At 67.1% G+C, this 23,516-nt stretch carries 19 protein-coding genes; 10 read left to right on the top strand and 9 right to left on the bottom strand.

All coding sequences use genetic code 11. From position 1 onward, the window contains the following. Window positions 1-359 (top strand): MMPL family transporter (locus ACY34I_RS36425; RefSeq protein WP_462759701.1); only part of this gene is annotated, 359 nt, incomplete at its 5' end. Window positions 360-511: 152 nt separating this feature from the next. Here ACY34I_RS36425 and ACY34I_RS36420 read toward each other — a convergent pair. The 4 genes from ACY34I_RS36420 to ACY34I_RS36405 form a co-directional block, all read right to left on the bottom strand. Further along, on the bottom strand, window positions 512-1,729 hold the full coding sequence (locus tag ACY34I_RS36420; RefSeq protein ID WP_462759700.1) for an SGNH/GDSL hydrolase family protein: 1,218 nt from the start codon (window positions 1,727-1,729) through the stop codon (window positions 512-514). A gap of 334 nt (window positions 1,730-2,063) precedes the next feature. Further along, on the bottom strand, window positions 2,064-3,266 hold the full coding sequence (locus tag ACY34I_RS36415) for a low temperature requirement protein A (RefSeq protein ID WP_462759699.1): 1,203 nt from the start codon (window positions 3,264-3,266) through the stop codon (window positions 2,064-2,066). 997 nt (window positions 3,267-4,263) lie between these two features. Continuing rightward, window positions 4,264-7,113, bottom strand: a complete 2,850-nt coding sequence (locus ACY34I_RS36410) for a carboxypeptidase regulatory-like domain-containing protein (protein WP_462759698.1) — start codon at window positions 7,111-7,113, stop codon at window positions 4,264-4,266. Window positions 7,114-7,157: 44 nt separating this feature from the next. Continuing rightward, window positions 7,158-8,996 carry a metallophosphoesterase gene (locus tag ACY34I_RS36405; protein ID WP_462759697.1) on the bottom strand — a complete coding sequence of 613 codons (1,839 nt, stop codon included), beginning with the start codon at window positions 8,994-8,996 and terminating at the stop codon, window positions 7,158-7,160. Window positions 8,997-9,411: 415 nt separating this feature from the next. Here ACY34I_RS36405 and ACY34I_RS36400 point away from each other — a divergent pair, with 415 nt between their 5' ends. After that, entirely contained in the window at window positions 9,412-10,440 is a 1,029-nt protein-coding gene (locus tag ACY34I_RS36400; protein WP_462759696.1) for a hypothetical protein, read from the top strand. A 134-nt stretch (window positions 10,441-10,574) separates the two neighbouring features. Here ACY34I_RS36400 and ACY34I_RS36395 read toward each other — a convergent pair whose 3' ends face one another. Beyond that, a complete protein-coding gene (locus ACY34I_RS36395; protein WP_462759695.1) occupies window positions 10,575-11,327 on the bottom strand; it encodes a phosphotransferase in 753 nt (250 codons plus the stop codon). Between the two features lie 120 nt (window positions 11,328-11,447). On the opposite strand from ACY34I_RS36395, the gene ACY34I_RS36390 reads away from it, so the two are divergent. Next, window positions 11,448-11,675: a hypothetical protein gene (locus ACY34I_RS36390; protein ID WP_462759694.1), complete on the top strand. Its 228-nt coding sequence runs from the start codon at window positions 11,448-11,450 to the stop codon at window positions 11,673-11,675. 802 nt (window positions 11,676-12,477) lie between these two features. Here the strand turns inward: ACY34I_RS36390 and ACY34I_RS36385 are convergent. Continuing rightward, entirely contained in the window at window positions 12,478-13,938 is a 1,461-nt protein-coding gene (locus ACY34I_RS36385) for a S8 family serine peptidase (RefSeq protein WP_462759693.1), read from the bottom strand. A 636-nt stretch (window positions 13,939-14,574) separates the two neighbouring features. Between ACY34I_RS36385 and ACY34I_RS36380 the strand changes: the two genes are divergently transcribed. The 6 genes from ACY34I_RS36380 to ACY34I_RS36355 all read left to right on the top strand — a co-directional run bounded on the left by ACY34I_RS36380 (window position 14,575) and on the right by ACY34I_RS36355 (window position 19,923). After that, window positions 14,575-15,093: a tripartite tricarboxylate transporter TctB family protein gene (locus tag ACY34I_RS36380; protein WP_462759702.1), complete on the top strand. Its 519-nt coding sequence runs from the start codon at window positions 14,575-14,577 to the stop codon at window positions 15,091-15,093. Window position 15,094: 1 nt separating this feature from the next. After that, window positions 15,095-16,594, top strand: coding sequence for a tripartite tricarboxylate transporter permease (locus ACY34I_RS36375; protein WP_462759692.1), 1,500 nt, complete (start codon window positions 15,095-15,097; stop codon window positions 16,592-16,594). A 68-nt stretch (window positions 16,595-16,662) separates the two neighbouring features. Beyond that, complete coding sequence (locus tag ACY34I_RS36370; RefSeq protein ID WP_462759691.1) at window positions 16,663-17,661, top strand: Bug family tripartite tricarboxylate transporter substrate binding protein; 999 nt, start codon at window positions 16,663-16,665, stop codon at window positions 17,659-17,661. An 8-nt stretch (window positions 17,662-17,669) separates the two neighbouring features. Continuing rightward, a complete protein-coding gene (locus ACY34I_RS36365; protein WP_462759690.1) occupies window positions 17,670-18,302 on the top strand; it encodes an RraA family protein in 633 nt (210 codons plus the stop codon). A gap of 26 nt (window positions 18,303-18,328) precedes the next feature. Next, complete coding sequence (locus ACY34I_RS36360) at window positions 18,329-19,123, top strand: IclR family transcriptional regulator (protein WP_462759689.1); 795 nt, start codon at window positions 18,329-18,331, stop codon at window positions 19,121-19,123. Window positions 19,124-19,164: 41 nt separating this feature from the next. Further along, entirely contained in the window at window positions 19,165-19,923 is a 759-nt protein-coding gene (locus tag ACY34I_RS36355; protein WP_462759688.1) for an NAD(P)-dependent oxidoreductase, read from the top strand. On the opposite strand, the gene ACY34I_RS36350 is transcribed toward ACY34I_RS36355, so the two are convergent. Further along, window positions 19,896-20,171: a PKD domain-containing protein gene (locus tag ACY34I_RS36350; protein WP_462759687.1), complete on the bottom strand. Its 276-nt coding sequence runs from the start codon at window positions 20,169-20,171 to the stop codon at window positions 19,896-19,898. The two genes, ACY34I_RS36355 and ACY34I_RS36350, sit on opposite strands and share 28 nt — an antisense overlap. Window positions 20,172-20,373: 202 nt before the next feature. Then, the gene (locus ACY34I_RS36345; protein ID WP_462759686.1) at window positions 20,374-21,999 is read right to left on the bottom strand and encodes a peptide-N4-asparagine amidase; all 1,626 of its coding nucleotides are present in this window, start codon (window positions 21,997-21,999) and stop codon (window positions 20,374-20,376) included. A gap of 204 nt (window positions 22,000-22,203) precedes the next feature. On the opposite strand from ACY34I_RS36345, the gene ACY34I_RS36340 reads away from it, so the two are divergent. Further along, a complete protein-coding gene (locus tag ACY34I_RS36340; RefSeq protein WP_462759685.1) occupies window positions 22,204-22,821 on the top strand; it encodes a hypothetical protein in 618 nt (205 codons plus the stop codon). 265 nt (window positions 22,822-23,086) lie between these two features. Here the strand turns inward: ACY34I_RS36340 and ACY34I_RS36335 are convergent. Next, the coding region (locus ACY34I_RS36335) for a YncE family protein (RefSeq protein WP_462759684.1) at window positions 23,087-23,516 on the bottom strand (430 nt) is incomplete at its 5' end.

Below are 23,516 nucleotides of genomic sequence, written 5' to 3'. Positions count from 1 at the left end.
CAGACCCAAACCTGCCGTTGTACACGTTCATCTTCATCGTCGCCCTGGGCGTCGACTACAACGTGTTTCTCCTCAGCCGGATCAGCGAACAGCGTCGGCAGCACGAGACCCGCCGCGCCGTGACGCAGGCCCTTGAGCGAACCGGCGGCGTGATCACCTCCGCCGGCCTCGTGCTGGCCGCCACCTTCGCGACCTTGATGGCAGTTCCGATGGAGGCGCTGTTTCAGATCGGCTTCGTGATCACCCTGGGCCTGCTCGCCGACACGTTCCTCGTCCGGGCCCTGCTCGTCCCCGCTCTCGCAGTGCTGCTCGGCGAGCGAAACTGGTGGCCCTCCAGGCAGACCACCACCCCGGGCTGACGTCGCCGGCCGCTGCATCCCAGTTGTCATCTCGCTCCACGACGTTCCCCGCGGAACGGAGGCAATGCCGCTGTACCTGCCGAAAGTACCGCGGCATCCAGCCCTGACGGCCGCCCGGAGGCGGATCCCCGGACGGCCGTTGCCGCAGCTGGTTACAGCTGGTCGAGCGGTACCGCCTCGGCCATCGCCTGGTAGCCGGCGTCGCTGGGGTGCAGGTGGTCGCCGCTGTCGTAGCCGGCGCGAAGCCGGCGCGGGTCGTCCGGGTCCCGCAGCGCTTGGTCGAAGTCGACGACGGCGTCGAACGCGTCGGTCGTGCGTACCCAGGCGTTCACCTGCTGGCGCACGTCCTCGGTCTGTTGCGTACCGTACGGGCCGGGCCGGCCGTAGGACGGTGTGATAGTGCCGCCGAGCACCCGGATGCCGTGCGCCCGCAGCTGCGTGGCCACCTGCTGCACACCGGCGATCAGCGAAGCCGCGTCGGCATGGTGATCACCGCCGATGTCGTTGATGCCCGCCAGCAGGATCACCGATCGCACGCCGTCCTGGGCGAGCACGTCGCGGTCGAGCCGGGCCAGCACCGACGGACTGGCCCCGCAGCAGGCGGACGTACGCAGCAACTCGTTCCCGCCGATCCCTGCGTTGCCGACGCCGAGCCGTAGCGGTTGTGGCCGGGCGGCCAGCCGCCGGGCGAGCGCGTCGGGGTAGCGGGAGTTGGTGTCCGTCGAGGAACCGGTGCCGTCGGTGATCGAGTCCCCGAGGGTGACGACCGCGGCGGCCCGGCGGCTGGGCACGCTCACCCCGGAGAGGAAGAACCACGCTCGAGTCTGACCGGTGAAGGCGGTGCCCGCCGCCGCGGCGGCGTGATCGCCGGAGGCGATGTACGACGTCTGGTGGGCGTTGCCGAAGTCGGCGTGCCCAGTCGGTGGCCCGGTGTCGCGGGGCAGGTAAAGGCTGACCGCCAGATCAGCCAACGCCGGCACCATCAGGTCGGCCGGATCACTGACCACGTCCCCGCCCTCTGGCAGGGTCACCCCGGGCGATCCACCGAAGGTGAGCCGGACGTTGCGGCCGCTGATGGTCGCCCCGCTGCCCACCAGGCCCACGAACGCGCCGTCCAGCCGAACCGGCGCCGCACCGAAGGTGTTGGACAGTCGGATACGGACCCGCTCGCCGCCGATCGAGGTGTGCACGATCATCCGGAGCGTCTGGTCGGCGAACCCCGCCTGCTGCGACTTCTGTGGCGCGGCCTGCCAGGTCTGGCTCCACGCCCGCATGCCATGGTCCGGTTCGGGCTTCCCATCGTCGGCCCCGCTCCCCATCGCCGGTACCGCCAGCCCGGCGACCATCACCAGCGCAGCCACAACGGCCATCGCCCGCAATCGCCACCGCGGCCTCCATCCGCTCGCCATGCCCGACATCGAACCTCCTCTGTGCGCCGTAGGTGCCGCGACAGTTTCAGCTTTCGCACGCACGACGGTGCCGACAGGGAGAACGGATCGATGAACGGTCGCAATTCATCGCTGACCGGCAGCCCCGTTAGCAGAACCGGCCATGACCAGAACGATCTGCACAACCGCCAGAATCCACAGCCCATCAGCCGGCGCTGACAAGCGGCGGAGTCAGGTGGAGCAGCCTCGGTGTACAACCTGCCTGTGTTGGCGCCCGCTGCTCAGACGGGTGTAGCCACCCTGTCATCTGTGATCTCTACATGCCTCGATACCGCCCGCCAGGCGGGGGTGGAGTCGGCTTGCTGGGGCGAACACGCCAGGAGACGGTGTCCGAGGTGGCGATGATGAGGAGGATGACGACGGCGACCACGGCGATCAGGATCGGTGGCAGGAACGCAACCACGGGTGCCAGCGCGACGAGTACGACCAGACCGATCACCCGGGACAGGGCGACGCGGCTGAAGGACAGGTAGTCGAGCCGGGCGCGGCCGGCCAGGTAGATCGCCGGCCCGCAGAGAATGACGGCGGACCAAACCAGGTTGGGCGCGGCGAACGGGTGGTTGATGATGATCTCATCGCCGACCGAGCTGAGCACGATGCCGCCGGCCATGAGCAGATGGGCGTACGAGGCGGACCGGGCGAACACCGCCGGCCGGGCACTCGCGGCGATCACGGCCGGCAGGAGCAGGCCCGCCCGGTAGAAGTAGATCCGCCACAACAGCGCGGTGATGGCGAACGCCAGCACGAGGGCGATCACCCGATTCGGCTTGAAGCCGAACGCGGCGAACTGCCCGCCGGAGGCCAGGATCGCCTCGCCGAACGCGACGATCATGAACTGCTGGTAGCGTTCGGCGAGGTGTTCCGCGTTGACCGCCTGGGTGGCGATCCGGGCCGGGCCGAGCCGGGGCAGCCGGAAATCCAGCTGGGTCATCGTGTAGCCGAGGGCGGCCGCGAACAGCCAGATCAACACCCGGACCGGGCCTGTGGTGAACGCGCCCACAATCCACAACACGCCCGAGAAGCAGGCCCAGATGAGCTGTTGCAGCGAGCCGATCGACACCTCCCGCCCGCGCAGCGCGACCGTGACGAAGAAGGCCCGGCCGATCTGGATGACGACGTAGGTGACAGCGAAGGCCAGGCCGTCCTTGCCGAATGCCGCGGGGACCGCGCCTGCCATGATCAGGGTGCCTAACGCGATCGGGACGATGACGAGCTGGATCGCCGGCTGGGCGGGGTTGAGGCGGTTCGTGGTCCAGGCGGTGAAGACCCAGACCCACCAGAACGCGGCCAGCAGGATCACGGTGTGCAGGGCGCCGAGCCAGGTGAGGTTGTGGAACAGGGTGTTCGACAGCCGGGTCAGCGCGAACACGAAGATCACGTCGAAGAAGAGTTCGACGTAGGTGGCACGCTGCGGCTCGGCGTGATCCCGCAGCAGGTCCCTCGTGTTGCCGGCGGTCATCGCAAGCCCGTTCTGTCGGCTTCACGTTATATGCCATCAGTCGTACCACGCATGATGCAGATCGGGGCACGCCTAGCTGCTTTGGTCGACGAGCATCTGGCGATAGCGGGGCTGACGCACTCCAACGAGCCGACGCCTTGATCGAGCAGCTCGTGCATGGCCGCGTGCCGCTGCCCGGACCACTCGAGTGCAAGCACCCCTTATCGCCGCGGACGAGCGTCGAACTGGTCGCGGTCGTACCGGCAGATCAGGCGCAGCCGGTCGTCGGCGAATGGCCCGTCCACCTCAGTCTCGAACGTCAGCAGCAAATGGCGAGTCGTCGTTTAGGACGCTCATCGAGAGGGTGATCGAGCGGAATTGCAGTAGTGGCACTTCCCTGGGGACTGAGGGAGGGTCTCAGCAGGAGTCGGCGGGGCTGCCCCAGCGGGCCAGCCATGCCCATGATCCCGCAACATCGGCACTCAGCACCTGCGTCAATTCAACAGCCAACACAACTGCAGGTCAGCAGCCATTCTGATCATGTAGTCGGGTTCGACTCGGGCCTCCGACACGAACCCAAACCACTGGTAAGCAACGTTCGAACCCACTGACCCCGGCTCGCGGCGCCGGCCCAGCAACTCGCGGCGACCCCACCGCTGGCGTCACACGCCGTATCGTTCCGACTGCACGCCGGGGCGGCCGGCGCTGGCCAACCTGCTGGAGCGGTCCGTCGCCACGTGTGACGCCGCACTTCTCACCGGGCCGGCCCCGGGCCAATGGTGCGTCCTGACCGGACCCGAGGCGCTCACCCAGGCAGAGACCGCCAGGAAACTGTCCGTCGGGCTTCTCGAACTGGCCCCCGCCGAGATGGCCGCCCGGCTGACCAGCCTCGGGCTGCCTGGCCACTTCGCCGCCGACGTCGTCGACCTGTGGAGTGAAGTCGCCGAAGGAGCGCTCGCCGCCGTGACGTCGCTACGCCACCCGACCAGCCAGCCACCGGGTACTCCAACGAGTTCCACTAGATCTGGCAGTTGACGGTGGTCAGGCCTCCGGTAGTGATCTGGACGTCGGTAATCGTCTGGGTGCTGTGGCCCGGTGCCGAGCAGGTGACCGTGTAGGTGCCTATCGGATCCCAGTTCGACGTGTAGTGGCCGGTCGAGTCGCTGGTGACGGTGTCGGTCGTGGGTAGGTTGCCGCCCTGCAAGGTGATGGTCGCGCCGGAGATCGCCGCGCCACCGGTGGTGGTTACGGTTCCGGTGGCCCGGCCGGTGGTGGTGAGCTGGATGTCCTGGGTGTTGGTCACGCCGGCGGTCACGGTGACTCCGGGGTAGGTCCGTGCCTTGTAACCGCTGGCCGTCGCGGTGACGGAGTACGTGCCGGAGGTCACCCCGGTGAACGTGTACCGGCCTGCGGCGTCGGTGGTGGTACTCCCGGTGGAGCCGCCGCTGTAGGTCACCGTGGCGCCGCTGATCGCGCCGCCGTTGTTGAGGTTCGTCACCACCCCGGTGAGCGTGCCGGTGTTGCTCAGGGTGCAGTTCACCGTGGTCAGCCCGCCGGTGGTGATGGTGACCCCGGTGACCACCTGGGTGGCGTACCCGGGGGCCGAGCAGGTGACCGTGTAGCTGCCGATCGGGTCCCAGTCGGAGGTGTACGTGCCGGCCGCGTCGGTGGTCGCGGTGTCGGTGGTCGGCAGGTTGCCGCCCTCCAGGGTCACGGTCGCGTTGGCGAGCGCCGCGCCACCAGCGCCGGTGACCGTGCCGGTAACCCGGCCCGTGGTGGTGAGCTGGATGTTCTGCATGGTGTTCTGTCCGCTGGTCACCGTGACGCCGTCGTAGGTGCGGGCTTTGTAGCCGTTGGCCACGCCGGTGACCGAGTAGGTGCCGGCCGGGATGCCGCTGAAGCTGAAGTTGCCGCTGGCGTCAGCGGTTGTGGTGGCCGAGGTCGGGCCGCTGATGCTGATCGTCGCGCCGGCGATGGCGCCGCCGGTGTTGAGGTTCGTCACCCGGCCGGACAGGGGCGAAGCGGAGCAGGTGTTGTTGTAGGTCACGCCGGAGGTCATGTGGTTGGCGATGGACGGCTTGCCGACTGCCTGCACGTAGAGCACCGAGGTGGCCGGCAGCGCGGCGCAGTACTGCGAGAGGTCGAGGCTGTAGTTCGCGCTGGTTCCGCTTCCGGTGCGCGCCACCGTGGTGAGCTGGGCGAGCTGTTCGCCAGCGGTGCCGTCGGTGGAGTACCACACGGTGTAGTGGTCGATCGTGCGCTCGGAGGCGCCGTTGCCGGACAGGCCGATCGTCCACTGCAGGGTGCTGTTGGACAGGCCACGGGTGAACGAGGACACGCAGTTGTCGATCCCCGTCTCGATCTCGCTGCCTTCCTCGTAGTCGTCCCAGGTGCCGATCATCAGGAACGGCGCCTGGTTGGATGTGTTGAAGTAGACGCCGGTCTCGGCGAACGTGTCGAGCCAGTTGGTGCCGCAGCGCTGCGACGTGATGCGTGGGTAGTAGCCGGATGGCACGGGCGCGGGCTTGGGCGTGTTGAAGTCGACCCAGGACGGGCTCCAGTTGGCCGTCCGGTCGTCGAAACCCTTCCAGGCGCCGGCGAAGTAGGTGATCGGCAGACCGTTGGCACCGGTCGTGCGGCTGGCCAGCGCCCTGGACTCGGTGCTGAGCTGGCTGTCCATCTGGGCTTTCGAGCCCCAGTTGTTCTGGTCGGCGGCGGTGCCGGCGGTGCCTCCGGAGGGGTGGACCCAGGTAAAGCCGCCGTCGGACTGCCGGTGGGTGTGGTTGTGGCGGAAAATCATGTACGGGTCGACCCCGTGGTTGCGGAAGTTGCTGCGGATGCCGTCCCACAGGGCGGCCCAGCAGCCGCTCGCGCCGGAGCAGGTGTATGAGCCGGTCAGGTGGCAGGAGGTCGAGCACTGGTTGAAGGTGGCCACGCCCGACTGCTCGTCCAGGAAGAAGGCGACCACGGGCTGGTTGTTCACCCGCAGGTAGTTGGGGCTGGTGAACCAGTTCGAGGCCAGCACGTTGAAGTCGGCGATCATCTTGTTCTGCACGCACTGCGGCTGGAACGCGTCCTGCACGTTGCACTGGTTGAACTTGTAGGCCGAGCCGTCGTACATGATCATGTGTGTCATCGCGGGGTGCCGGGTGGTCATCGCCGATGCCAGCCGCTTGGACGCGAGGTCCACGTTCTTCGGGCCGGAGCCGCAGGCCGAGGCGAACGGCGCGTTGTCCCGGTATGCACCGGTGCCGCTCTTGCACGTGTTCGAGTTGCCGGACCAGTCCATCACCGCGCCGTCGATGCCTCGGTCCCACATGTCGTCGGCGGTAGCGTTGGCCTTGGCCAGGTCGTTGGAGCTGTAACCGATGTCGAAATGCGAGGACGTGCCGCCGCTGGTGGGGCAGGCCTTGTTGCGGGTCAGCACCTGGCCGTCGACGGTCAGGTTGCTGCCGCCGGTGCCGTTGCAGAACCACAGTTGCGTCTCGGCGAGCACCTTCGTGGTGTGGCCGGCGTAGAGCAGCGAGTGCACGTCACCGGCCTGAGTGCCGCGGCCCTTGGAGATGTTCCAGGCGCCGGTGACCGGAGGGTTGTGCGGCTGGGTGAGCGGCTGGGTGGCGCTACCCGCAGGCGAGGACAGGTCGGTCCAACCGGCGAACGCGTTGCCGCAGTAGGCGGTGCCACCGAGCCCGTAACCGGCGGCCGAGCAGGCTGCGGTGTTGTTGGTGGTCTGGGCGGTGCGCGTGGTGGTGGGAGCCGCCGTGACGGTGGGTTGGTCGGCGGGTAGGGCGGCGGCCGGTTGCTGGGCCAGCACCACCGAGGCGAACAGGACGACGAGGCTGACCAGACCGGCCTTGTAAACAGCCATTTCGGTGCACTCCTATTCGGAGTCGTTGCGATGCGCTGATCGGATCAGTGGCATGCGGCGCTGCCGCTTTCCGCCCAGGTTTGTCCGGCCTCCGGGATGAACTGCCAGTCGTAGCTGGACGGATGCAGGGTGAGCTTGATGACGCCGAACACGTTGCGGTTCTTGGCTTCCACATTGGCGGAGGCGATCGGGAACCCGTCCAGGTCCCGGCCGCCGGTTCCGACGACGATCTCCCGGATCCCGCGGGCCGTGTCCCGGTTGCCGTTCGGATCCTGTGGCGCCCAGCGCTGGTAGTTGTGATCGTGACCGTTGAGGACCAAGTCGGCGTTGTTGTCGTAAAGCAGCTGAAAGATCGGCTTCACGTACTTCAGATCGGCGTCCTGATAGTGGCTGCCGATCGTGAACAACGGGTGATGCCAGTACGCCAGAGTGCATCGGTTCGGATGGGCTGCGAGATCGTTCTGCAGCCAGGTGTACTGCGGGCTTCCGACGGTGCAGTCGGCACCATTCGCCGTCCCGGTGATCTTGTTGCAGTTGGAGTTGATCACGATGACATGCCATGCTCCGCTGTCGAAGCTGTAGTAGCCCTTGGTCCGGTCACCGGCTGGTCCGCTCGCACTGCCGACCCCGTTGAAGTAGTCGAAGTAGCCGCTCGCATTCTGGGTCTGGTATTCGTGGTTGCCAACGGACGGCCGGGTCCGGGACTTCAGCCGGCCCCACGTCGGGTGGTAGTAGCTCTGGAACTTGGTGAGCTGACCACTGTCGTACTGGTTGTCACCGAAAGTGAGCACCACATCCGGGTCGATCTGCATCAGCACGTCCGAGGTCTGCTGCTGGTGACAGTTCGGCGGGGGTGGCAGGTTCACCTGCGGGTCGCAGGAGATGTCGCCGGCACCGGCCAGGACCACGTCAGAGGTGGTCACGCTGAGTGAGATGTCGTCGAACCAGATCGGGGCGGTCGGGCTGCCGTCGGTCACCAGCCGGAGGGTGACGCTGGTGCGCGACCCGCTGTTCCAGGTCCCGGAGAGAAGCTCCCAGGCCCCGGTCTGCCGGGACGGCAGCGTCACCTCACCGGGAATATCGGACATGTCGATGTACGCGTTCCCGGCACTGTTCGACGCCCAGATGTAGCCGGACAGCACGTAGGTCGTGTTCGGGATGACCGTGATCGCCGCGCTCTGGGTGCTGGTGCCCGCGCCGGTGTAGGTCGACTTGAGCGCCCAACCACCGCTGTGCACCACGTCGCTGGCGCGGGCGTGGCCGCTACCCTCGTTCCACGAGGCGGCATCGGCGCTACTCGCGCCTGCCGTCTCGAACGACGGATCGGCGACGAGGTTCGCCGGCTCCAGTGCGATGTCGTCGAACCAGATCGAGCCGTTGGGCGTGTGGTCAGTCACCAGCCGAATCGTCACGCTCGTCGTCGTTGTGCCGCTGTTCCACGTGCCGGACACGAACTCCCAGGAATTGGTCTGAGTGGCGTTCAGGTTCAGCTCGCCGGGAATATCGCTCATGTCGATGTAGGCGGCGCCGGTGGTGGCGGCCTTGTAGATCCAACCCGACAGCACATAGTTGGTGTTCGGACTGATCGTGATTGCCGAACCGTGGGTGCTCGTACCGGTACCGGCGAAGGTCGACTTGAGCGACCAGCCGCCAGAATGGAACCGGTCGCTGCTGCGCGTGTGGCTAGCTCCCTCAGTCCAACTCGCCGCGTCAGATGCACCAGTGCCGGCGGCTTCGAAGGATGGATTGGCCACGCCGTTGGTCTCCGCTCGCGCGACCGGCGGTGGTGACCAAAGGACCAAAATCATCGCCGCGAAAACCGCTAAGGCCGCGGTCAGCGCGAACCTCTCGTTGCGATGACGGCGAGAATCGAAGACCTCCACTGGTGCCGATTGGACCATCGCGCCGCCGCCTTTTCTCAGCCACGATCAGCCAGCCCGTTCATAGTTACATCGATGACGATCGCTCGCAAGATTGAGGGCGGGATCGATCAACGGCGCCAACATCGGCGCCAAGCCGCCGGCCGGCGCTAATGAGTGGGTTATGCGCCTGTGGCGGCGGCACCGCAACGCGGTCCAGGAAGCATAAGCACGAGAATCAGATGCCGCTCCGGCAGGGCGCGGGGTGCGTGCGGAAGTTCGGCCGGTGGGGAAGTGGCGGCATCCGTTCCCGGCCGCTCGCCGACGCGCACGGCCTGGTGGCAGATCTTCGCGGCCGCCGGCTACTGTCGGTGGACGGCCGGCGTGGAGGCGCTGCCTCGACCATGCGATCATCAGACCATGACGACCAGAAAGGCCTATGGCCACTGACCGCCGGCTCGCGCTCCACGCGACGCTTCCCGACCGTTACGCCCACCTCGAGGTCATTGCCTCCACCATCGACCACCTCGGTCGGCTCGTCGCCCTGGTCGCCGATCCCGTCCAAGGCTTCGTCGCTGTCCCACACTTCTCCGAACTCCGTCCGCCGCTGCGTTACGACGCGACCGCCCTCATCTGTGATGGGGCCGAGGTTCGCGAGATTCCGCTGAAAGATCTCGACCTGCGGTTCACCGGCATCGACACTCTCGGCGACGGCATCGTGCTGTCCGCTCGCTGCGACCCGCCGGGTGTCCCCCATGACCGTTACGGGGAGCCGGTACCCGGGGATGAACTCCACCTCACCCCGAACCTTCGGGTGCTCGACAGCCGCGGTCAGACCCGGGCAGCCTTCTATGCAGGCGACGGCATCAAGCAGCTCGTGACGGATCCCCACGGATACATCTGGACCAGCTACTTCGACGAGTCGAGCTACTGGTCCGCCAACCCGGACGGCACCCGCTCCTATGGGTTCATGATCGGTCTGATGCGCTGGGACAGCACCGGAGGCGATCCCTGGATGGTGTCATCCGACACCACAGGAGTCGTATGGTGCGACTGCTACGCGCTGAATGTCGGCCGGGAGCGAGTTCACGCCTGCCCCTACCCCGACTTCCCACTGGTCGAGCTCGACCCGCAGGGTGTGCGGGCGGTCACGCCGAACCCCGTCACGAGATGCAGCGGCCTCGCCGTCTCCGGCTCTGAACTTGCCTTTTCGACCACCGCCGGGCGGGCGCTGGGTTCCACTGGGAAATCCGCCGAGCCCGCCGAGTGGGGGAGGGCGTTCTCGAGAGCGGACGCGAGCACCTGGTGCTGCCGGACGGCCGACGACCGTCAGGCTGGGGGCGCGGCAAGGTCGGCCGCGACGGGACGCTGTGGCTGCAGGTGGACGGGGACCGGCGGCGCTGGTACCGGTATGAACTCACTGCCTAGTACGCCAGCCGCCGTTCGACCATGGCTGGGTCGAGGTTGAGGCGGCGTGTAGTGGGATCCGCGGGCTGCGGCGTGCCGTACTGCCGGCTATGCGGGGTTCCTGAGCAGCCGGAAAAGTATTTCTCGCGATGTAGCGCTTCGGTGATCGCGCCCGTCACCGAGCCGGGTACCTGCTCATGCCGGACACAGCGCGGCGATGAACGTCTCCTGGTTGGCCTCGACGTAGGCGAGTTCGCGTTGGGTCCAGGCGAGCACTTCGGCAGAGCGTGCGCGTGAGACGCAGGCCGCCTGGTCGTCGAGGATGTCCCGCCAGAACGCCTCGTTGCGACGCAAGCGCTCGCAGATCGCGGCTGGTAGGCGGCCACGATCGGTTGGGCCCAAGCCGTAGGCGTCTGCCAGGGTCCGCACCTGGCGGGCCTGTTCCGTCGCGGGTCCCCGGTCGGGTCGGGACGAGATGCACCAGGCCCACGCCATGTACCCCACGTCCTCCAATGGGTGGCCAGGCGCCGCGAAGTCGAAGTCAATGAACGCGACCGGCTGGCCGTCGCGGAAGACTGTGTTGTTCGGACCGGGGTCGTGATGGCAGACCACCTCACACCCGAGACTGGATGCCAGCTTCCGCGTGGCGTCATGCAGTTGTCGCAGCAGCGTCGCTGCCTGTTGGACCTGGTCGTCGGTGAAGTGCCGCCACCGGGGAGGCACGTGGCCGGGCACGAACGACAAGACGTCACGGCCGTGTTGGTCCCACCCCAGGTGCTGAGGGCAGCCGTCGAAGCCCGTCGCGGCGAGATGAGTCAGCAGCCGCGCCACGAACCGCGACGCGGGCGCCACCGGGCGACGCACCGTATCTCCAACCCGGACCACACCGGCCGTCAAGCGGCCCCCGGCCAAGGGAAGTTCCACGCCATGCTCACTGCCCTGACGCATCTCCCGACCCTAACGGCCGTGCAAGCCGCGTCACCTCTAACGGCCGCTGCCGGACCGGAGGCGCTACGCCCAAGGTGGGGTGTATCGGCTCACGTAGTTGCGAGCACGGGGGAGCGGGTCATGCCAATACTGGTTCAGCATGCAGTGGTGGTGCTTCTCGCAGAAGACAGCGAGACTATCTGTGATCTTGACGCGCTCCAGGGGGTGGCGTTCGAAGTCTGTGTTGACCGCCAGAAGTTGCGGCTCGGGATTCCAGCCCGAGTGGTCGAACGCCCAACTGTCCCAGATCGCGTAGGTGTGGAAGACGTGCCGCTCGCCTGTGAAGCGCACGGCCGCTATCTCGATTGACCGGTCTGGGCAGGAATCCCGGCAAACCCAGGCGAGGATGTGACACGCTCCGGCAGCGAAAAAGGCCTGGTCCGTCCGTGCCCATGCGACGCGCTGGTCTGAGCGCTCGATCGCCGTCCGACGAAACGCTCCCGCTGCTATGGCTGCCACGCCCCGGACGTTACTGGATGGCCCGATCCGTCTGCTCATGCCGCCGCGCCCCTGTCGCAGACTGTCGGCGTACGGATCAACGTGTACAGCCAGGTACAGCTGAACGTGCACAGCGTCGTGCAGGTGGCGGAGGCATGTCCGAGCCTTCAACCGCCCCCGAGGCGGTCCACCCGGCTTAACCGAGGCAGTGCCCGTCGGCGCACCCGACACCAGGACCACGGTGGCGATGAAGCGGCACCCCGCCGATGGTGGGCAGGTGCTGACGCATCGCTCGGTGTAGAGGGCAGTCGGGCCGCCCTGACGCGGGGACCGGGCGGTCCGTCGCGGACGCCCGGTCCCCGGAGGGCTCCCGGTATTCAGGGGAGCAGGCCCAACGCTCGAAGTGTTGCCTGTCCTCGAACGCCATCGGGCTGACCTTCTCCTGTTGTCAGGCGCTCCGGCGCCTCGTCGGTGGCGAGGAGTCGCCCCCGGTACTACTTCGTGAACGCCGCGGCGTACGTTCGTAGCGGTCCTGGTCATGGATCGTGAGCTGTGCCAGAGCAAACACTGTCATCGCGGCATGTTGCCAGCCGTGATTGCGCTCCATGGCGCTGTTTCGTGTCCGTGACAGTGCCGGCTGAACTCGCTACTGCGCCGTTGAGCTGACCGGCCGTCAGGCAGGTGCCGCCCCCAGCCGTACCGACGAGGCGTACGCGTCGACGAGGCCGGTTCCCTTGTCGACCGCGGTGGTGTAGGGCCCGACGGTCTGGTAGGCCGCGCCGTCCGTGAACTTGTACGCCGTGGCCTTGAGCGCGTCCTCGACCTGGGCCGGGGTCGCGTTCGGTGCGACCTGGAACAGCTGGGTGACGATGCCCACGATGTGCGGGGTTGCCATCGAGGTACCGCTGATCGTGTTGAACGTGCCGAGGTCCAGCGGCCCGGGGCCGTTGCGCGGGTCCAGACCGGTCGAGCAGATCAGCAGGTATGGCCGGCAGGCCGACGTGATGTTCGATCCGGGTGCCGAGACGTCCGGGTAGGTCTCCGGGCGCCCCGCCGCCCCACGGCTGGAGAACGTCGACACGCTACCGTCGCGGGTGCCCGTGCCGAGGTCGTCGTAGGAGGCGACCATGATGATGCCCGGAGTGGGGTCCTGACCCGGAGGGTTGGTAGCGCTGTTGTCCGGGCCGTCGTTGCCAGCCGCCCAGACGGTGACGACACCCTCGGCGGCCAGCGCCCGCTGCAACTTGGTGGTCGCCGAGTTCGGATCGAACTCCCCACCGCCACCGGGGCCGTACGAGTTGTTGCTCACCTTGATCGGCGGGCAGCCCGCGCACGGGTTCAGGTGATGCTCGAGCACCCAGTTCAGCGCGCTGTCCGCACCGAAGATGCTCAGCCCCGCGCCGACCGACAGGCTGATCAGCGTGGCGCCAGGGGCAGCGCCGTGCAGCCGGGTGCCGTCGGTGAGCGTCGTGTCCCGCCCGGCGACGATCCCCGCGACGTGCGTGCCGTGCCCGCCGGCCGACAGCGTGTCGGTGTCGTTGGCCGCGGTCAGGTCGAGGAAGCACGAGTCGTTGGGGAGGGGGAGCGGCAGACCCAGATCGGTGAGCGGGCCGCAGATGTTCTTCAGATTGAGCTTCACTGCGCTGGAACCGTCCGCGTTGCGGAAGAACGGGTGCGTGCCGTCCACGCCCGTGTCGATGATCGCCGCCGACACACCGCGGCCGTCGACCGGCCGTCCCTGCCCGTCGCGCAGCTCGGCGCGCGCCTGCTCGCCTCGGGTAGCGACGTTCGAGGTCGACAGGTATGGCCGCAGCGGCTGGTCACCTTCGACGTACGTGACACCGGCATGACCGCGAACGGCCGCGATCTGCTCGGCGGTGCCGCGCGCAACCGCGACGCCGATCTTGTTCCAGGTTGTGATGAGCGTGAGGCCGGTGTCGGCGGCCGCCTGCCGGGCGGCGCCGATGCTCGTTCCGTGCACAAACACCGGGATCGTGCCGGAGGTTGTCGTCAGCGTCCGCGCCAGGGAACTGGATATCGGGGCCAGTGGGTTGCTCGCCTGCGCCGGCGCGACCGGCGCGACGAGCGCGGCGGTAAGGACGCCGGCGAGCAGGAGGGGGGTGGTTCGAGGCATGAGGGGCCTCCTCTGGGAGCTTGTGTGACGCCTATCTATGGCCGATATCGGCGATCACCAAACTTTTGCAACACGGGTATGTCCTTGGGGTGCGAATGCGTACGGAGCCACCCACTCGCACTGCAGCCATCCGGTTGAACCCGCCCAGATCAGTCTCGGGGCGTGCGAGACACCCCGGCTAGACGATCTTGTCTGCTTGCGGCAGGCCTCAGAGTCACACGGTTGATCCTCCCGGGAGGCTGAGGGGGTGGACCAGTCTGCGTGGTCCGAGATCTCGGCGCTGGTGGCAGCGGCTCCGTATCCGGTGGAGGTGCTACCGGCCGATCCTCAGCGGGCGGCGGCCTGCCTGGCTGCGGGATGTGGCGGCCGAGATGGTTCCCGGAGCTTCGCCTCGCTGTGCGGGATTCTGGCCGGGAGCGCTTCCACCAGTCTTTTATCAGTTAGCCCTACCCGTGCCGGCGTAATTCTGCGGCCTCAGGTTCTGTTCGTGGTGACGCCTCGCCCGTCTTCAGAGGCGCGACAGAACCAGTTTGTGGTGTAAGCGAGGGCTTGACGACGTAGAGGCGACCCTGCATCATCCTTGTCACATCCGTGAAACATTGTTTCATACAGTGAAACGTGGAGTTGTCAGTGGAGATGCTCGCCGGCGATAAGGCCGCACCGGAGGCGGACAGGAGCAAGCCCGCCCAGCGCCCCGTCGGGGCCTGGGTGGCCCAGGCGGTCTTGATCGTTCTCGCCGCGTACGTCGTCATCTCGGCCCGCGGTCTGGGCATTTGGCTGCCACAAGGTCCGGGGCCCGGCTTCTTCCCGCTGGTTCTGGCGGTGGCCTTGGTCCTGCTAAGCGTCGCCTGGTTCGTCCAGACCCGTCGTGCCGCAGCCGGTAGCCCTGCCAGGGATGCCTATCCCTGGAGGCGGCCGGCGATCACGATCGCCTCTCTGGTGGTGTTGGCGGCCGTTCTGGACTTCCTCGGTTTTCAGGCCAGCATGCTGCTGTTCCTGCTCTTCCACCTGAAGGTCATGGGCCGGCGCGGGTGGCTCACATCGGTCGTGATTGCGGTGGTAGGCAGCATCGGCGCGTTCTATCTCTTCAATGACTTCCTGCTGGTGCCGCTGCCGTACGCCACCGTGCCGCCCCTCACCTGGCTGGGAGTCTGACGTGGACGTCGTGAACGAACTCCTGGGCGGTTTCGCCGCTGCCCTCTCGCCGCAGAACCTACTGTTCGCCTTCATCGGCTGCCTTGTCGGCACGCTGATCGGGGTGCTTCCCGGCATCGGTCCGGTGGCCGGCGTTGCACTTCTCATTCCGCTCACGCTCAACCTGGAGCCCACCAGCGCAATCATCATGCTGGCCGCCATCTTCTATGGCACGGCATATGGCGGCACGATCACCAGCGTTCTCTTGAACACTCCCGGTGAGGCGGCGTCAGCCATCACCACGATCGACGGCTACGCCATGACCAAGAAGGGCCGCGCCGGAGTGGCCCTCACGATTGCGGCCATCGGATCGTTCGTCGGCGGCGTGGTTGCCACCATCGGTCTCGTCATCGCAGCCCGTCCCTTGGGATCTCTGGGTCTGAAGATTGGTCCTCCGGAGTTCTTCGGCCTCATGGTCGTGGGCATCTCGCTCCTCGTTGCGCTTGCCGGTAAGAGCATGGTTCGCGCTTTGATCTCCGGAGTGCTCGGACTGTTGATTGCGATGGTGGGAATCGATCCGGTAGCCGGAGCGCCCCGGTTCACCTTCGGTAGTGACCGCCTTCTCGACGGGGTCAGCTTCGTGGCTGTCATCGTTGGTCTCTTCGGCCTGTCCGAGATCCTCATGACCGCCACCGGTGGCCGTAACCACCCGCTCACCCCCGGCATGAGGGGCCTTCTGCCCACGCGTATCGACCTTCGACGTAGCGCGCCGGCGATCCTGCGCGGCACCGGCGTGGGATTCCTCCTCGGTCTCATCCCAGGCATGACCGGGTCCGTCTCGTCGCTGCTGTCCTACGGTGCGGAGCGCAAGTTCTCGCGCTACCGTGACGAACTCGGCTCGGGTGCCGTGGAGGGCGTTGCCGGGCCTGAAACTGCCAACAATGCCCACGCCAACGGTGCGCTCATTCCGCTGTTCACCCTCGGCATTCCCGCTTCGCCCACGATCGCCGTTCTCATGGGCGCGTTTCTCCAACAGGGTTTGACCCCCGGGCCGACCCTGTTCACGGAGCACTCCGAGGTGGCGTGGGCCATCATCGCGAGCCTGTTCATCGGCAATGTCATCCTGCTGGTGCTCAACGTCCCACTCGTCAGGCTCTGGACGGCCATCCTCCGGATCCCCGAGAAGATCCTGACGGCCCTGATCCTGCTCTTTCTCGTGATCGGCTCCTACACGATCAACTACAGCGTCTTCGACGTCTTCGTCATGATCCTCTTCGGGGTCGTCGGGCTTGCCATGCGACGCCTTGACATCCCCCTCGCCCCGCTGGTTCTCACCGTGGTCCTCGGGCCGCTCATGGAGAGATCTCTGCGGGAGTCCCTCGACATCTCTCAGGGAAGCTTCACGATCTTCCTCACTCGCCCCCTGACCGTCGTCCTCCTTGTCATCGGCGTGCTCATCGCCGCGAGTCCGCTGCTACGCCTGCGCAAGCCCGCGGCCCTCAACGAGGACCCAGAAACCTGACGTCGCAGGGCTGACCCAGACCCAACCACCAACCCCCATCGGCATTCCCCAGAACTAGAGGAGAACCCATGCGACCCAGAGCGTCCCTCGCCGTCGCGGCAGCGCTGTGTATCAGCCTGGCCTTGGCAGCATGTGGCCCGAACAATTCCTCAGCGGGCGGGGCTCAGAATTGGCCCCGCAAGGGCAAGGCGGTCGAGCTGATCGTTTCCTTTGCGCCCGGTGGTGCCGTCGATACTGCGGCTCGGCTCGTCGCTCCCATTCTTGAGAAGGAGCTTGGGACCAACGTCGAGGTCGTCAACAAGCCCGGTGCCGGAGGGCAGATCGGTTACACCGCCCTCACCAGCGCCAAGCCCGACGGTTACACCATTGGTGCTACCGGCTCGCCGTCCGTCGTGGTGTCCCCCTTGGACAAGTCCCGCGGAGCCAAGTACACCCGCGACAGCTTCCAGCCTCTGGGCATGCAGGTGATCGACCCGGCCGTTGTCGGGGTGGCCCCCGACAGTCCGTACAACTCCCTGCAGGACCTGATCGACGCGGCGAAGAAGACCCCGAGCAAGATCACTGCCAGCACGACAGGCATTCAGACCGGCGAGCATTTCGCCGCGGTCGACATCGAGCAGAAGACGGGCGCGAAGTTCGCCCTCGTTCACTTCTCGGAGGGCGCCTCCCAGGCGACAGCTGCCTTCCTCGGCGGCCATGTGCAGGTGTACATCGGCAGCGCCAGTGACGTTACCGACCTGGTCAAGCAGAAGAAGATCAAGCTGCTCGGGGTGATGGGCGAACAGCGCAGCGAGTTCCTGCCCGACACGCCAACGTTCAAGGAGCAGGGCGTCGATATCATCTCGGCAACTGCCCGCGGCTACTCCGCTCCCGCCGGCTTGCCCGCAGAGGTCGCCACGAAGCTGGAGGCCGCCCTCAAGAAGGCGATCGAGGACCCCGCCGTCGAGTCCAAGATGAAGGCTCTGGGTCTGCAGACGAACTACCTGAGCGCAGACGAATACAAGAAGTTCTGGGGCGAGCAGGAGGAGACCGTCAAGGCTGTCCTGCCCCTCGTGGCCAAGAAGTGAACACCACAATGACGGAAACCGTTAGCATCTCACCGGCACTGGCCGACTTCGCCCGTCCGAGCCCGGACCTGGTCCGGCGCCTCGCGGCACTTCCCACGGCAAACATCGGCGACGCCATGGAGCGTCTGGGTGCGCTCGATTCCCGCATCCAAGCCAGTTGGCCGGGAGCCAAAGTTGCCGGGCCAGCCTTCACCGTCTGGACCCGAGCAGGCGACAACGCCGCGATCCACGCAGCGCTGCGCATCGCCAAGCCGGGAGACGTCATCGTCGTCAACGGGCAGGGCGACGAATCGAGGGCGCTGCTCGGAGAGCTCATCGGTGGACGGGCAGCAGCCGCCGGCATAGCCGGTTTCGTCCTTGACGGTGCGGTACGAGACGCCGCCGACCTCGGGGAGATCGGCATGCCGGTGTTCGCCCGAGCATGCACCCCGGCAGGGCCCTACAAACACGGTCCCGGCCGACTCGGAGTGACCATTGCCGTTGGCGGCGTCGCGGTTAGCCTCGGAGACATCGTCGTCGGCGACGCAGATGGTGTTGTCGTCGTGCCACAAGCAGACGCCGAGGTGGTTGCCACCGCCGCCGAGGCGGTCTTCGTCGACGAGGCAAAGCGCCGCGAGGCTATCGCTACAGTCCGTCGGTAACCAAGAGGGCGGAACAAGGAGTGGTTATGTCGGAGGCAGAGGCCATCTCACTGGAATCCCCAGGCAAGGGTGTCTCCAACATGCGCTCACTGGAGCGCGCAATGGATGTCCTTGACGCACTCGTCAAACACGAAGGGCCGGTGCGGCTTGCCGACGTCGCCCGAGCCACCGGGCTACACCGGGCAACGGCGTTGCGGATCCTGACCACTCTGCAAAAGAGGGACTACGTGACCAGCGACGCCGGAGGCTACCGGGTCGGCGTGGCCGTTCTCGCCGCGGCGCACGCATTCCTCGTCTCAGACAGCGTCAGCCGGGCGGCAACCCCCGTCCTGCAAGAGCTTGCTGCAACGACTGGCCTGACCGCCTCCTATCACGTGCGCTCCGGAACGGAGCGCATCGTGGTGGCACGGGTCGAAGGCACCTACCCGCTCCGGTATCAACTGCCGATCGGTAGGCGTCTGCCGCTCTACCTGGGAGCTGGGAAGGTCCTCGCAGCGTGGATGACGGAGGCGTACCTCGAAGAACTGATCAGCACGGCGGGCACCATGCGCAGCGCCGAAGGCGTGGTCATCACGCCGGAGGCGCTTCGCGGGCAACTCGCCCTGATCCGCAAACGCGGCTACAACATCTCAGTCAATGAGCGCGCGGTAGGAACCTCTGGGGCCAGTGCACCAGTCCACGGAGTCGACGGGGACGTGGTCGGAGTGGCCACCCTCTCCGGCCCGAGTGAGCGTCATTCCATCGACGAACTGGAGGCGTGGGTTCCAGAACTGAGGCGCGCTGCAGGGGCACTGGCCGCAGCCCAGGCCCGCGTCCTGTAGGCAAGAGACACATTGGAGGCAATCGAACCGTGAAGTGCGCAGTGATCGGCCTTGGTGAAGCCGGTGGCCGATACGCCGCCGCGTTGGCTGGCCACGGTCATGAAGTGATCGGGGTCGACCCCGCCGACAACCCCACGCCCGACGGTGTGCGCAGGGCTCGTTCGCTAGAGGAGGCAGTCGCAGACGCGGAGTTCGTGCTCGTCATGACCGGTGCCGCTGCATCACCCAGCATCGCGAAAGCGGCCGCGCCGTACCTGCTCCCGACAGCGTGCTACGCGGACTTCACCTCGTCGTCGCCGGCAGTGATGGGACAACTCGCTCGGATCATCGAAGAGACGGGAGCGTCCTTCGCCGATGTCGCGATCCTTGGCCCGGTAACCTGGCACGGGGCGCAGACACCCTTGATGGCCAGCGGATCTGGCGCCAAGGCGGTCAATGACCTCACGAGCGCCTTGGGAGCGAAGGTTGAACTGCTCGACGCTCCCGCTGGTGCGGCCATGGCACACAAACTGCTGCGCAGCATCTTCATGAAGGGTCTCGCCTCCATCATCTGGGAGGCAGTCGAGGCAAGCCGGGCCGCAGGGTATGAACAATGGGCCCGCGACCAGATCGCCTCCCAACTGGCGGGAGACGGGCATGCCGTCATCGATCGCCTCCTCTCTGGCACAAAGCTTCACGCCAAGCGTCGCAGCCAGGAGATGACGGATACTGCTTCCTATCTGGAGTCCCTGGGCGTTGCGCCAGTGATGACCCGCGCAACCGAAGTCTCCCTTCAGCAGATCGCGGCAACTCCCGGGTGATCAGTCGCTATCGCAAAGCTCCAACGTAGCGGCCGATACGTGAGCGGGAGGAAGACCTGAATGCAAGACCATGCGCTGGTACGCACCTCGACCACCCGGGTGATCGAGTCGCTGCGCCCATCCGGCGTCTCCACTGTCAGTCGGACCGGGTAGTCGCCGTCGCGGGGGAAGCGGTGGCCGGGGTTCGGCTCCGTCGAGGCGGATCCGTTGTCGGTCAGCACCCACGGTGATGCCTCGGGCGAACCCACGCGACTGCGCGGCGCAGGACCGCGACCGGCTCGTGGTGGGGCAGCAAGCTGCGGGCCTGCTGCCCCACCACATGAGGGCGAAAAACATCGAGCCTGTCGGGACCTTGCAGCAGCGGGATCAGGAGACGACCCTGCGGAGCTTCGCCGCTCTAGGCGAAGACACCTGTCGTCCACAGGCGGGCCCCCACCCACGCGTTCGCTGCTACCCGCAGCGCAGTTCGTCGGCGGTGATGTTGCCGTTGACCTGGGCGATCCGGTGGTCGTAGCAGGTGCCGTGCGGTCCCGTCAGGCGGTACCGCTGCTCGGACTCACCAACGGCGTGCCGCTCGTTGCGGGGCACGCCGAGTGTCCAGGACGCCGAACCGGTGAAGGTGTTCGCCAGCCGGCTCCAGGGCGCCTGCCCGGTGCGGGCGGTGGTCGCGTCGGCGTAGTCGCCGAGCGTCATGCGGGTGGTGAGCCGGTCGTCCGCGATGGTGATCTCACCGTCGACGGTGTACCGCTTCTCGGTGCGGCTGACCCGTGGCGCCGATCCCTGCCCCGACATCGTCACCGTGGACGTGTCCGTCCAGACCGCGTGCTGGCCGTCCGGGCTCTCACCCGGGCCCCAGTAGTGCTCGTTGTGATTGGTGAGCGCCTGCTCGACCGTGGTCGTCACCCGACCGTGCGACGTGTCGAGGTAGCCGACCGCCCGGAACCGGTGTGCCGCCTTGACGGTGACGTGGTGGATGTCGCCCTCGACTGAGCTGGCCAGGTCATTGCGGAGCGTACCCAGGTCGTGGCTGAGCAGCTTGCCGGTGGTGCGAGTGCCGCCGTGGTCCCGCCACACCAGGAAGTTGGTCGGGGTGTCCCAGCCCGACTGCCCGGCCGGCACGCCGATCGTCCGTACCCGCACCCGGTGTGGCTGGCCGTCGGTGAGCAGCCCCACGAACGGGGTCAGGTCGTACCGGATGGCGTGGATGTCGAAGGCGCGCGGCGCGGGGAGGACATACCAGAGGTACGGGTTGGACCAGCCGCCGGTGTAGATGTACGGGTACGGGGCCGCGATGCCGGCCACCTGGTCGTCGATCAGCACCTGCACCTCCCGGTACGGCCCGTCGGCGGCGGTGCCGCAGGAGTAGCCGGTGTCCGGTGGGGTGGTGCCGTACCAGAACTCCTCGCAGCCGCCGCCGGAACCGGTGGCGTATACCTCGGCCACCAGCCGCTCGGTGTTGCGCGCCACCGTGACCGTGCCGTGCAACTCGCCGCCGGTCTGCCTCGCGTCGGCGAGCGGCAGCACGTCGTCGGAGGTCTCCGCCGCCGGGTGGTCCGTGGTGGCCTGGTAGAAGGTCAGCTCGACCTTGGTGTCCAGGATTCCGGTGTACGTCTCGTTGACGACGTTGCCGATCAGCATCCAGACCGGCTGCTGGCGGGTGAGGAGCGGGGCGTACCGGGTGACGTCGGACTCCACCGTCCACCGGATGCCGTCGACGGACGGCTCGGCGGTGGAGGTCTTGAAGATCGTCACCCCGCCCAGACTGAGCGAGCCGAGACGATCGTACTGCCGTCCGGCGATCGTGGTCTCCATCCGCAGCACGACCTTGTTCCACGGCCCGATACAGTCGGCCGGGGGTGTGTACGTGCCGGTGTAGGGCGTGAAGTCCCGGAACTCGTGGTCGACGATCGTCACGGTGCAGGACGGGGTGGGCGGCTTCGAGATGGGCTGAACCGCGGTACGCGGGTCGTCCCAGTCCGAGCCGAACTCCGTGGGCGGCTCCGCGGCGTGGGCCGCGGTGCCGGTGAAGAGGGCGAAGCCGAGCACGGCGGCTCCGACCGCGACGAGACGTCTCATCGTTCCTCGTTCTCCTAGTGCAATCCTTGTCGATACGGCATACCTGCCGGCCGCGACGCTGCGTGGCACCGTCCGGACATTACGGGAATGGCGGTGACCCCGGAACATCCCCTGTGGACCATGATGAGGCCCGCGGGTCCCCGAACCCGTCGCCGAGTTGCCGCGAGGGGCCGCGAGCATCGGTGCGTGTCTACCATCTCTACCGTGGATGACGGCATGGGCCTACCCGCGTCGAGGGCTCGGGGTGAACGGCAGGTCGTCGAGCGTCTTCGTCTGGCGCTGCTGGCATCCGCAGTGGTCCTGATGGTGCTGGCGGCTGCCGCTGGTGGCCTGTGGTGGAGCCGCCGCGATGCCGCGGTAGCTCGGAGCACTCAGCAGGCCAGCAAGATCGGGTGTCCGATCTTCGGGGCGGGCGCGGATCGCGGCTCGTTCTGTGGCAACCTCGCGGAAGACAGTCGCCGTCGAGCCCTCATCTCCGACGAACAACGCCAGCGGGCCGATGACGTGGCCGGGTTAGTGCGTACCGCTGCTTCTCATGCCGGCTGGTGCACCTCGTCCAACGACCTCACGTGTTCGCGTCGGCCACCGTCGCATCCGCCTACCGAAAAGGACGTCAAGACGGCGCGGCTCTGGCTGGGGCGAACCGGGGCGTCGGCCGTCGACGCGCGACTGGCCCGGGAAGGGGACCCGGCTCCGGTCGGCTCTCTGTTGTACGCGGCACAGCTCGGCACGGTGTGCGTGGTCGGTTACGTGGAGTCGGTGCCTGGAGGCGCCGGCGCTCAGCGGACAGTTGGCCTTCTTCCGGACGGTGACTGCCTATAGCCGTGGCAGTCGCGTGCAGAACGCGCGATCCGTGCCCGCGGCAACGGTCAACACCGGCGAGGTCCGGCACGCCGACGGCGTCACGGTCCACGCTCTCAGAAGCGGCCATCGCGTTCTCTCTTCCTTCTCTGACTTGGTCGTCTTGAAGGGTCGACGCAATGGCCGTATCTCATCTGCGCAACCGGTCCATCACGGGCAAGTCGTACACCCGTGGTACGGCACTCCGGGCCGTCCGGAGGTCGAGTACCGGCCGGTGTGAGTGTGGCTATCGGATGTTGCCGGTGTGGCCGAGGGAGTAGCGGCCGGGTTGCGGCCAGACCGTCAGGCCGTGCGGGCCCCGGCCGACCGGGATCCGGGCCAGTAGCTTGCCGTTCTCGGTGCTCAGCACGTACACCTCGTCGTGGTAGCGCCCGGAGAGCCAGAGTTGCTTGCCGTCGGCGGAGAGTCCGCCCATGTCGGGGCTGCCGCCGCCGGGGATCCGCCAGGTTGTCCTGGGTTTCAGGCTGGGTAGGTCGAGGACGGTCACGCTGCCCTCGTCCCGGTTGGTGACGTACGCCAGCCGGGCGTCGCGGCTGAAGTAGATGCCGTGGGCGCCCCGGCCGGTACGGATGAACCCGGTCTGCCGGGTGGCCTGGCCGTCGAAGACGTACACGCCGTGGGCGCGCATGTCGGCGACCAGGAAGTGCTGCCCGTCG

Source organism: Micromonospora sp. RTBAU3-60 (assembly GCF_054963695.1).
This window is presented reverse-complemented; position numbering and strand designations above follow the sequence as displayed.